Genomic DNA, 11,576 nt, shown 5'->3' with positions numbered 1-11,576 from the left:
GGAGGCGGCGGTGCTGCGGCCGGTTTGTTTTATTTTTCCTCGGGGATGGTCAGGTTGGGTGCGGGGGAAAGGCTCAGCAGGTCGATCTCGGCGGCGGGCAGCTTCTTGGATATCGGCGCGATCGCCGTTGCCGCGCCTCCGGCGCTAATTAAGTCGATGTAGCTTTTTACGAGCCGGACCGCTTCCGGGTGACGCATGATGAGGATGTTGGACCCACTCATCAGGTACGCCACGGCACCCACGGCTTCCATCAATATCGCGCGGCGTTCCGGATCGCCCAGGGACGGGGCTACCTGGACCGCTTGTTTGGCTTCCTTGCACTTCCAGATTTCGTTGGCCAGGTTGTTGATGATGGGCATCTGGAGCTTGTCGTCGCCCTGGGCCATGGCGGCCATTCTCAGGCGTTCCATGACCGAGTAGCTGTACTCCAGGCCGTATCCCAGACCGCCGGTGGTGGGGTCGATGATGACCCGGTCCATGGGCATGCCCAGGTTTTCCAGCAGAATGTTGACCTGCTTGGCCAGGTTGACGTCGATGGGTGACGAACTGATGATGGCGTGGCCATAGCCCATGGCGGCGGCGCCGATGCCCTTGTGGTTCTTGTCTTCCACAGGGCCCAAGGTCAGCTGCACATCCTGGCAGTCTTCGGCGATTTTCTTGAAGACCGCCTCGTCCTTTTCGTGGTTGGCGACGCCCCAGACCACCAGGGGGACATCGATGGCGGCCAGCACCTTTTTCACGGTGGCGGAAGCATCCGCCGGGCTGGCGTCGGTGCCGTTGGGATCGATGCTTTTCAGTTGAAGCACAATAATCTCGGCGCCGTATTCCTCAACGCATTTTTTTGCCCATGCGGCCGGGTCGGAGACCACGTCCTTAAAGGGTTCCATTGCCGCTGCCGGCCACTCATCGGGTGCCATGTCCCAGATTTCCATGGCAACTTTCGGTTTGTGGGGCATTTCCCCCTCAAACTGATAGAGCGGATAGCAGGTTTCACCTCCGACAGTAATGGCTTTGTCGCCTTTACCGATGGAGATCGCCTTTATCGCACCTGCATAGGATTCCTTGTAGAATTCGAAACTCAAAGTTACCTCCTTATCAGCTACCGGTTAATGATTGAGGTGTACTACAGCCATGCGGTGGTTCTCGTTCATGTGGCAGGGTGCAGAACCCTTGTCACGAAATGAATAACTTAGGCCCCCTTTCGTTTAAGTATTTTCTATATATAGTTTCTACAGCGGTAGATAAAAATCCGTGGGGGATGATAGGCGGGTATAGGATAGGGTTGAGGTCAGTGTGATGGATCGTTTTCTTTTTCATGCAGCACAGCATCGTCAAAACAGCCCTCTGGTACGCCAATGATGACTCATTTGTGTGTCGGAAAAAACAGATTGTGAATTGTTGCGAAAGGGCCACTGGGGCCGAGATGGCCTCCCGCTTCCCAAAGGCGGAAAACCAAGGATTATTCTTATAGGTTGAATGGTTTATTTGTCAATAGAGGAGTGGGGTTGAATCCCAATTTCCTACTAGATTCGCTTCAGCAGGCCAGGGGCGGCTGAAGGCCGACCAAACGACTGATCCCTTTAGCGTCATATATAAATTTCCTTTTCCATCCAGGTGCATCTTACCATGCCGCCACGTCAGGAATTCGACCGCCGCCGGGCCAGACGTTCCTTGAGCCGGGGAAACTGGTTCATGTCCGTGTGAGGCAGAAACAGGGCCGCCACATAATTATCCATGTAAGATGGGGTTTCCGACAGCTCGAAATTGGTCATGCTGCGGGTCGCCTCCACCACATCCTTGCGGATCCGGTTGGTCAGGCTGCTCATCTTGGCCCCCAGGAGGGAACTGTTGCCGATAAACGTGACCTTGTCCGCATCGATCTCCGGCAGCAGCCCGATGGTCATGGCCTTCTCCAGGTCCACGTAACTGCCGAAACCGCCGGCCAGGATGATGCGATCGATGTCCTGCATGCCCATGCCCACCTCGCTTAGCAGGGTCATGCAGCCGCTGAAGATGGCCCCCTTGGCCCGGATCAGGTTTTCGATGTCGATTTCGGTAAGCGCGATGTCCCGGCCGATCTGGGTCTCGCCGGCCCAGGCCAGCACATATTCCCACACCCCGTTGTCTTCCCGGATGCGGTTCGTGGACAGTTCCCTGTTGAACTTGCCCAGGTTGTTGATCAGGCCCAGCTCAAACATGACGGCGGTCATGATGATCACCCCGGATCCGCAGATACCCTTGGGACGCTGGTTGCCGATGGTCATGAGCATCGGCTCCCAGGTGGCCGGGTTCAGGGAGAAGTCTTCGATGGCGCCCTTGGCCGCCCGCATGCCGAATTTGATACCGCCGCCTTCTAAAGCCGGTCCGGCGCTGCAGGCGGCGCAGGCCAGCCAGTCCCGGTTGCCGATGACGATTTCCGCATTGGTGCCGATGTCCATGAACAGGGTCAGCCGGTCGTCCAGATACATCCCCGAGCCCATGACTCCTGCCACGATGTCTCCGCCCACATAGCTGGAAACGGCCGGATAGACCAGGGCCGTGACGTGATCGCGAAGCTCCAGGCCGATGTCCACCGCCCGGATGGGCGGGTAAAGTGTGGACGCCGGCACGTAGGGGGAGCGGCGGATGTAGCGGGGATTGATCTTGAGCAGCAGCTGGGTCATGGTGGTGTTGCCGGCCAGGGTGATGGCGGCGATATCCTCCGGATCCACCTTGGCGCGTCGCACGATCTTGCCGAGGATGCTGTTGATGGTTTGTACGACCACCTGGTGGAGGCGCTCCAACCCGCCCTCTTTTTCGGCAAAGACAATCCGGCTGATCACATCCTCACCATAGCTGATCTGGCCGTTGAAATCACCGTGTTCGGCCATCACCGCCCCGCTTTTCAGGTCGATGAGCTGGCCGTAAATCGTGGTGGTGCCGATGTCCATGGCGATGGCATAGTTGCGGTCGGTGGTATCCCCGGACTGGACGTTGATGATTTCGGTCTTGCCGCTGTCCATCACCGGCCGGGCCAGGGTGGCCGTGACCCTGAACCCGTCCCTTCGCAGCGCGTCGGGAATCTTGCGGATCACCGGCAGGCTCACTGTCAGGCGGTGTTCGCCATGATGGAGCTTCAGGTGGCTGACCAGCCGGGTGACGTCGGGCAGGTGATCCTGGTTGTCGGGCTCGGGCAGCTCGATGTAGACTTTTTCCACCGGCGGCAGAAACAGCCCCTGTTCCTTCAGGTCGTTGAGGTCCATCTGCCGGATACGGGCCGTTCGACGCGGGACGGTGCGCCGGCGCAGCACGCTGGCGTCGATGGACGACTCGACCGGCACGCGAACGACCACATCTTCGGTGATCGTCGAGCGACAGGCCAGGCGGAATCCTTTTTCCCGGTCGGCCGGGCTCAATTGTTCACTGAGTCCCCCCTCCACCCGGCCGGTTTCCACGATGACCCTGCATTTGCCGCAGACGCCCTCGCCCCCGCAGGAGGCGTTGATGTGCACACCGGCCTCCATGGCCGCCCGGATCAGGTTGTCGCCGTCGTTGACCTCGATTTCACGGTTATGGGGCAGGAATTTGATCGTATGCGTGGTCATTGATGAATCCTTTGATTATGGAATTTTGGAATGGGAGGATTAGGGAATAGGCGGAATGTTGTCTTTTTGATGGTTTCGTCTTCCCATTCCTGAATTCCTCAATACGCAATCCCCTAATTGGTTTTTAAGTCGTCGAACCGGCAACTCAGAGCGGCCATGCCGTCTTCCATGGTGGTGAATACGTGCACCGGGAGGCTGTTGAACAGACTGATCATGCCTTGATTGTCAGGTGCGGTATACGCGCAAAAGCCGGCGATGCCGTTGTCCCGGGCCCCTTCGAAGAGCTTTTTCATCAACCGTTTGCCGAGGCCCTTGCCCTGCCAGTCGCCGCTGACGGAGAAGGCCACTTCGGCCAGGTTGCGGGACGGGTCCAGCAGGTACTCGCCGATGCCTACCACCCTGCCGAAACCGAACTCGCCGATCACCGCCAGAATGGTGAGGTTGTTGATATAGTCCACCTGGGATACCGCTCCCACATCGTCGGTGACGAAACTGGTCTTCTCGTGAAAAAATCGCGAGACGATATCGTTTTTGTCCAGGGTGTAGAAATGCTCCTGGATCCGCCGCTCGTCGACCGGTTTGGCCGGGCGGATGGTTATCGTCTGTCCCTCCATTTCAAGCGTTTCCTCCAGGCGGAGGGGATAAACGCCGTGCAGGGAGCCTTTCAACGAGCGTTCGGCGCCGATCAGGTTCATCTGCTTGGCGTGGTGCAGCAGTTCGTCACGAAAATCCGGATGGGCGATGCTGACCATGGCCAGGGCTCGCTCCTGTAGGCTTTTGCCGAACAGGTTCACGACGCCGAATTCGGTGGCCACGTAATGGACATCGGCGCGGGGAACCACCACGGCGGTGTCTCCCAGCATGGGGACGATGCGGCTTTTTTCGCCGCTTGCGGCGGTGGCCGGAAGCATAATGATGCTGCGTCCCCCGTCGGACTGAAAAGCCCCCCGGATGAAGTCCAGCATGCCGGTGACACCCGAAAAGTTGTTGAACTCCAGGGCATCGGCGGCAACCTGGCCGGTCAGGTCCATGGCCATGGCGACGGACAGTGAGACCATCTTGTTGTGGGCGGCGATGACAGCCGGTGCGTTGACCACATTCGACGGGTGAAATTCAATGGCCGGGTTGTCGTTGATAAATTCATAAAGGCTGGGCGATCCGATGGCGCTGCTGGCAACCATCTTCCCGTTGTTCAATCCTTTGCGCCGGTTGGTGATCACCCCGCGGGCAAACAGGTGCATGATTTCGTTGGTCATGAACTGGGTGTGAACGCCCAGGTCGTTTTTGTCCGACAGGGTCATCAAGGTGGCCTGGGGTGCCGTACCCGGGCTGATCTGGAGTGTCGAGCCATCCTCGATGAGCCTGGCGATCAGCCGGGCTATCGTATTGGCAGCCTCGGATTCGGGGACGGTCGGCAGCGTCAGGATGGGCTCTTGCCGTTCAACGACCAGGTGGACATCGTTGACGTGGATGAAGCTGCGGCCCAGCACCCGGGGCATTTCCGGATTCACCTGGACGATGGTCAGATCCGCGGAGGTGGCCGCCGCCAGGGTGATGTCCACGGAAACCCCCAGGCTCATCCAGCCGAAATCGTCGGGTGGCGTTGCCTGGATCAGGGCCACGTGGACCGGCAGACGCCGGCTTTTGAACAGCCGGGGAACGGCCGACAGGTTCAACGGGGTAAGATAGCGGGCGTTTTCGGCCAGGTGACTGGATTTGGCCGAGCCCGTGTAAAAGGAGCGGATGTTCAGGCGCTGGCCTCGGGAGCGATTGGCGATCATCGAAAGCGGGGCGGTTTCCAGGGACATGAGCCGCACAATCTCCAGATCGGTGAACCAGGTGGTCGCCTCGGCCAGGGTTTTTACCAGGTGCTGGGGTTCCCCGCAGGATGAGCCGATAAACACCCGCTGCCCGGGCCGGATGTGCCCGATGGCGTCTTCGGCCGTGCAGCGTTTCTGCACATAGCTGTCCGCCCAGTATGAATGTCCTGCCATCGGCCCCTCTTTGCCCGTCAATCGCCTGTTTGATGCATGCCGTCACCGGATACGCGGATTGAGCGTATCTTCATAACGGTTCGCCGAGCCTTTATCAAGGAAAAGTCCTTCGGGGAGCCTGATGCGGCAACCGTCTTCAGGCTGTTGTGGACGGGGACTGAATCGGGTTCATTTTTTCTTCATGTTGACATTATGACGCATATATTGTAACGAACTGAAGCTTTTAGCTATTTGTTTGCATCGCCGCTACAATCGGCGAACAGCAAGAGAACATGCGTGATTTGAGTCGCTGTCAAGACCGTAGCGTAAAAATTCTCCTGGTAAATTGAAATGTTGCCGGAAGTCTGATGACTTATTAACCACCCATCAAGGAGGAATACAGTGAAAAGAAGAGAGTTTATTAAAAAAGCGGGTGCTGGGGCCATTGCTGCCGGAGCCGTGATTGCAGGCGCTCCTGCCGTACATGCACAAAAGACGATAGAAATTACCATGGTTACCACGTGGCCGCGTGATTTCCCCGGCCTGGGTACCGGCGCGCAGCGTTTTGCCAAGCGAGTCTCCGATATGACCGATGGCCGCATGAAGGTGAACTATTTTGCCGCTGGTGAACGGGTCAAGGCATTTGATTCCTTTGATGAGGTCGCTTCGGGCAATGCGCAGATCTATCATGCCGCCGAATACTATTGGAAAGGCAAGCACCCTGGTTTTCCTTATTTCTGTTCGGTTCCTTTTGGACTGACCTACAACGAATTCAACGCCTGGATTCGCTTCGGCGGCGGTCAGGAATTATGGGATGAACTGGCTGCCGGATTTGGCATCAAAGGATTGATGTGCGGCAATACCGGCTCGCAGATGGGCGGATGGTTTCGCAAGGAAATCAACTCCGTCGATGACCTGAAAGGTCTCAAAATGCGCATTCCCGGCCTTGGCGGCGATGTCATGGCCAAGCTGGGCGCCTCCCCGGTTTCCCTTCCCGGCGGGCAGATTTATGAAAACCTGATTTCCGGATCGATCGATGCGACGGAGTGGGTCGGCCCCTGGAACGATGGATTCATGAAGTTCTACGAAGCCGCCAAGTATTACTACTTCCCGGGCATGCATGAACCGGGGTCGATGCTGAGTATCGGCATGAACAAAAAGTGGTGGGACGGCCTTTCCAAATCCGACCAATTGATCATTGAAGCGGCCTCATCCATGGAAAACGATGTCATGATGTCTGAATTCAATGCAAAGAATGGAGAATCCCTTGCCAAACTGGTCAAGGAGCAAGGCGTACAACTGCGTGAATTCAACGATGACATCTACGATGCTTTTGGTGAGGCATCCCAGGAAGTATTTGAAGAGACAAGAAAACACAGTGCATTGGCCGCCAAAATCCATGACAGCTTTGCCAAGGCACGCAAAGAGGTTGGAAGCTGGATGAAAATCTCCGATCAGGCCTACCTCAACAAGCGTAACCGTGTTCTGGGCCTGTAATCGATACGCAAACGCCTTTCATCAAAATATGGTACCCTCCGGGGTACCATATTTTTGGTCTATAGGGGACGTTTCAACTAACCACGTCGGCTGTCCGGCTCAGTGCTGCCGCACAATTACATTGCATCTAATCCCTCTTTTTTATACAGTCCACCGCTTATGAACTCATCAGACACCATCGATACAAAAGAATTATCAAGCCCAATTGTCGAAAGCGATGCTTCAGACCCTAATGCCATCATTTTGGTGATACGCGCATTTGCAGTGTCGATTGTCGCGCTCCTGCTGCTTTTTCTTATCAACAACTACCTGAATTTCTGGCTGCAATGGCCCGGGCTGCCGTCTTTTTTTTCGCACCATGGCTGGTTCGGCCTGGAAACCTTGCGCACCCCTCTCGAGGGCGACCAGATTGTAAAAGGGTGGCTTCAGCTCCTGAGTTACCTGGGAGCCGTTGCACTGGCCATCCTTTATGTCCTGTCGACGCGCAAACGGCCCCTGCGCGCGGATGCTGCCTTGCTGTCCGGCTTTGCCGCCTACATTATTCGTGCCTCCTTCTGGGTCGTATTGATCGTAGGCTTTGCCGACATCCTCATCTCCTTTCTCAGGGTGGAGGAACTCCTGCCATCACTAATTGGTGATGATTTAACCCAAGCCCTTGGTCGCCCCCAGTTTCGCGGCCTTTACGTGCATTGTCCATTGATCCTGCTATCGTTTGTCGTCGCTGTTTTCAATCGATCCCTGGGATTTACCTGGCTGGCCTTTCTGGTGGTATTGGCAGAATTTCAGATCGTTATTTCCCGATTCGTTTTTTCCTACGAGCAGCCTTTCATGGGGGATCTCGTCCGTTTCTGGTATGCGGCATTGTTCCTTTTTGCCAGTGCCTATACCTTGGTTCACGACGGGCATGTCCGTGTGGATGTGCTTTATTCGCGTTTCGGCAAACGCAGCAAGGCATGGACCAATACGGTCGGCACATTGCTGCTGGGCTTGCCGCTGGGGTGGATTATCCTGGTGACCGGCATGTGGGATAAAACCAGCAGCATCAACAGCCCGCTGCACAGTTTCGAAGTTTCGCAATCCGGTTACGGATTGTACGTGAAGTACCTGATGGTTGGTTTTTTAGCCGTCTACGCGGTGTCCATGATCATACAGTTTGCCAGTTACCTGCTCGACAACACGCTGACCTCCGTCAGGAACCAGGTGGTGATCAGTTAGCCGGTAAGTCCTAAAACGATACAAAAGAATAAGGATCACTACATGGATGTAGTCTTTATCGCTATCCTCCTTTTGATGATGATGGTTGCGCTTTCGTCGGGCTACCCGGTGGCCTTCTCATTGCCGGGAGCCGCCATCATATCCATTGGTCTGGCAGCGCTGTGTGGGTATCTGTTCGCCGGAGACCCCAGCGCCTACTTCGTGGAAGGCGGCCCCTTGCAGTGGCTCAGCGCCGGCGTGACCAATTTTCGAAGTCTCTATTGGGATGTCGAACGGGATACCCTGATCGCGGTTCCCTTGTTTATCTTTATGGGCATTATGCTCCAGCGTTCCAAGATCGCAGAAGATCTTCTGGTTTCGATGGCCCAGTTGTTTGGGCCGGTACCCGGAGGGCTGGGAATCTCCGTTGTCCTGGTCGGCGCACTGCTGGCGGCGACGACCGGTATCGTTGGGGCGACGGTCATTGCCATGGGATTGATTTCACTTCCGGCCATGTTGAGCAACAACTATTCCAAACCATTGGCAACGGGCACCATCTGCGCTTCGGGCACCTTGGGCCAGATCATCCCCCCCTCGATCGTTCTGATCATCCTTGCCGACCAGTTGGGCGGTGCTTCCGATCAGGCCAGTACGATCCGCAAAGCCGCGTATAAGGCTGCAACCGGCGAATTCAGCATGCCGTCGGTACTGGATGTCACCTCGACCAGCGCCGGTGAAATGTTCATGGGGGCCCTGGTGCCGGGTTTGGTGCTCGTCGGGTTGTATATCATTTATATCATGGTGGTGGCCCTCTTAAAGAAAGGATCCGCCCCGCCGGTACCTTATGAAGGCAAGTACGATCGAGAATTCCTCAAACGTGTCGCTTTGGCGTTGACACCACCGTTGACGCTCATTCTTCTGGTGCTCGGCTCAATCATACTGGGCGTGGCCACGGTCAACCAAGCCGGTGCGGTCGGCGCCGTCGGCGCCATGATCATGGGGGGCTATCGCCTTACCGAAGGTCAGCGCAACTCCTATTACCCGGCGATTCTGGCCGTCGTCTCGGCCGTTGTCATTGCGATTGTACTCGCCTTTTATGACCTCAACGTCAAAAGCATCAAGGAGGGGGATGCCATCGGCATCTTCCTGGCTGCGGTTGCCGTCAGCGGGCTGTTGATTGCCGTGGCCTGGAGTACCTGGCGGATATATAAGATTGACGATACCCTCAACTCGGTCATGGTTGAGACGGCCAAAACGACATCCATGGTTTTTATCATTCTGATCGGCGCCGCCATGTTGACCTCTGCCTTCCGCGGTTTCGGCGGGGAAGAGCTGGTCAAGCATTTTCTAACCAATCTGGAAGGCGGCTTCTGGGTTCAATTCATCGTCGTCATGGCGGTGATGTTCGTTCTCGGTTTTTTTATCGATTTTCTCGAAATAGCCGTCGTCGTCGTCCCCATTGTGGCCCCCATTCTGCTTGCCGACCCCGGCGCCAATGTGACCGCCGTGTGGTTTGGTGTGATGGTCGGTCTTAATCTTCAGACCTCATTTCTGACGCCGCCCTTTGGTTTTTCCCTGTTTTACCTGCGTGGCGTCGCCCCCCCCATCGTAAAAACACTGCATATTTATCGTGGGTCTATCCCCTTCATCGGGTTGCAGGTGGTTGCCTTGGTGATCGTTGCGGTTTCGCCCGCTATCGTGAACTACCTGCCCACGCGGATTTCCCTGTCTTCCGAAACAGCGCCACCGCCGATCAATCCGCGGATGCAGTACTGCATTGAAGAATATCTCTTCGATTACTATGATAATCACGCTGAGCAACTGCGCGCCCATGCCAACACGTTACGGGCGTTAAATCTCGGTGTTCTGCCGGAAAACCGACAGAAAGCGTTGAACGAAAGCCTGGATCGGACCTTGAATACGTTTGATTTGGTCGCCACGGTTCGCACGGCTGAAGAAAATCGTATCGCCTATTCATCTGAATACCGCCCGCAGCATAAGCATGTTCGCAAGTTGCAGTCAGAAATGCTTGTCATCCGTTCAAGAGTCGTTAAATTGAAGCAGGATTTGACGAGAACGTCACGGACTGAATCTCCCGACAGGGATGAAATCACCCGAATCGAAGCAGCGATCGAGAAGGCCGAAGCGAAGATAACCAACCTTCAAAACCAGATTCCCGAGAGCTGGGCGGGTGTCAACAAACGTTATGCGGAATTGGAAAAGGCCGAAGATCAAGCCCGCCGTGATTACCGCAACAACGTCGACCAGGCCTATAAAACGATTGTGGAATTACGAGAGGTCATCGGCGGTGCGGATGACCTGGCCGGCCTTGAACAACAAATGTCAGCTCTCGAAGCAGCCGTTGCCGATGAGCCGGCCGAAGCGGCCATGGATCGGATCGAACAAACAGAGAAGGCACTATACAAGGTTGCCGGCACCAGCGCCATCAAGTCCACGCTTTCCAAAGCGAGAAGGGCTCTCAAAGGAAATAACCCAGAGCCGGAAAAGGCAATTGCGCTTCTGAACGAAGGTTTGGCGGTGTATGCCGCTGAAATTGATTGGCGCCGTCTCGCGGCAGCTCAGATTGCCCCTGCGCTTGCCGTCTATGACAAGGCCATCAGGGATTCCATCGGCCTTCGATTGCAGCGACGATTGGCGGATGATCAGGTCAAAGCGGTTGCCAGTTGCATGTCGATCCACCGCGATTATTCCCTGCAATTCTAAGACTGGTCGCAAAAACAGGGGTTGGATTGAGGGGATAATCGGCAGTTCCGGGGTGTTGGGCTTCGGACTGTCTGCGCACCACCACACCATCGGTTCCGGCGTACTGCCGGCGCCGATGTTTTTTTGGGAAGGAGCAGCCGTGGCATCGATGACCGACATCGTTGTGGGGCAACGCTGGGCCAGTGAAATGGAACCCGAACTGGGCGCGGGTATTGTCGACGCCGTTTCGGGCCGGCGGATTCACCTGCGTTTTCCCAAGGGCGGCATCACCCGGATCTATGCAATCGAGAGCGCTCCCATCCGGCGAATCGTCTTTAATCCCGGCGATCGTATCGAAAGCGATCAGGGTGAAACCATGACCGTCGCTTCCATCGAATCGGATGCGGGGCTGCGGGTATACTGTGGCCAGGGCATGCGCCTGCGTGAAGACCGGCTGGCCGACCGGCTGGTGCTTGACACGCCAAGTGAGCGACTCACGGCCGGGCAGCGCGACCCATCCACCCTTTTTGACCTGAGGTGCCGCGTCCTTCGCTACCGGCACCGCATGGCCCGGTCTCCGGCGTCAGGCTTCGTGGGCGGCCGGGTGGACCTGATTCCCCATCAA

7 protein-coding genes are annotated in these 11,576 nt (G+C 56.4%); 4 read left to right on the top strand and 3 right to left on the bottom strand.

Annotated elements, in window-relative coordinates; translation table 11 throughout:
* Nucleotides 1-29 precede the first annotated feature (29 nt).
* The 3 genes from ACZCED_RS23720 to ACZCED_RS23710 form a co-directional block, all read right to left on the bottom strand.
* Nucleotides 30-1,082, bottom strand: coding sequence for an acetyl-CoA decarbonylase/synthase complex subunit delta (locus tag ACZCED_RS23720; RefSeq protein WP_464861938.1), 1,053 nt, complete (start codon nucleotides 1,080-1,082; stop codon nucleotides 30-32).
* A 555-nt stretch (nucleotides 1,083-1,637) separates the two neighbouring features.
* On the bottom strand, nucleotides 1,638-3,584 hold the full coding sequence (locus tag ACZCED_RS23715) for an ASKHA domain-containing protein (protein WP_462969122.1): 1,947 nt from the start codon (nucleotides 3,582-3,584) through the stop codon (nucleotides 1,638-1,640).
* Between the two features lie 113 nt (nucleotides 3,585-3,697).
* Nucleotides 3,698-5,578 (bottom strand): GNAT family N-acetyltransferase, encoded by a 1,881-nt coding sequence (locus tag ACZCED_RS23710; RefSeq protein ID WP_462969121.1) that lies wholly within the window; start codon nucleotides 5,576-5,578, stop codon nucleotides 3,698-3,700.
* 381 nt (nucleotides 5,579-5,959) lie between these two features.
* Here ACZCED_RS23710 and ACZCED_RS23705 point away from each other — a divergent pair, with 381 nt between their 5' ends.
* The 4 genes from ACZCED_RS23705 to ACZCED_RS23690 form a co-directional block, all read left to right on the top strand.
* Nucleotides 5,960-7,054, top strand: a complete 1,095-nt coding sequence (locus tag ACZCED_RS23705) for a TRAP transporter substrate-binding protein (protein WP_462969120.1) — start codon at nucleotides 5,960-5,962, stop codon at nucleotides 7,052-7,054.
* Between the two features lie 264 nt (nucleotides 7,055-7,318).
* Complete coding sequence (locus tag ACZCED_RS23700) at nucleotides 7,319-8,269, top strand: TRAP transporter small permease subunit (RefSeq protein ID WP_464861937.1); 951 nt, start codon at nucleotides 7,319-7,321, stop codon at nucleotides 8,267-8,269.
* A 42-nt stretch (nucleotides 8,270-8,311) separates the two neighbouring features.
* The gene (locus ACZCED_RS23695) at nucleotides 8,312-10,972 is read left to right on the top strand and encodes a TRAP transporter large permease subunit (RefSeq protein WP_464861936.1); all 2,661 of its coding nucleotides are present in this window, start codon (nucleotides 8,312-8,314) and stop codon (nucleotides 10,970-10,972) included.
* Between the two features lie 148 nt (nucleotides 10,973-11,120).
* The coding region (locus ACZCED_RS23690; RefSeq protein WP_464861939.1) for a hypothetical protein at nucleotides 11,121-11,576 on the top strand (456 nt) is incomplete at its 3' end.

The organism is Desulfosarcina sp., from assembly GCF_055467485.1.
Note: the sequence above shows the minus strand (reverse complement) of the source record. Positions and strands in the feature narration are given on the sequence as shown.

Bases quoted from the DNA above. Each gene is read 5' to 3' on its own strand.
- ACZCED_RS23715 (WP_462969122.1), bottom strand. From the start codon at position 3,584: ATGACCACGCATACGATCAAATTCCTGCCCCATAACCGTGAAATCGAG.
- ACZCED_RS23695 (WP_464861936.1), top strand. From the start codon at position 8,312: ATGGATGTAGTCTTTATCGCTATCCTCCTTTTGATGATGATGGTTGCG.
- ACZCED_RS23710 (WP_462969121.1), bottom strand. From the start codon at position 5,578: ATGGCAGGACATTCATACTGGGCGGACAGCTATGTGCAGAAACGCTGC.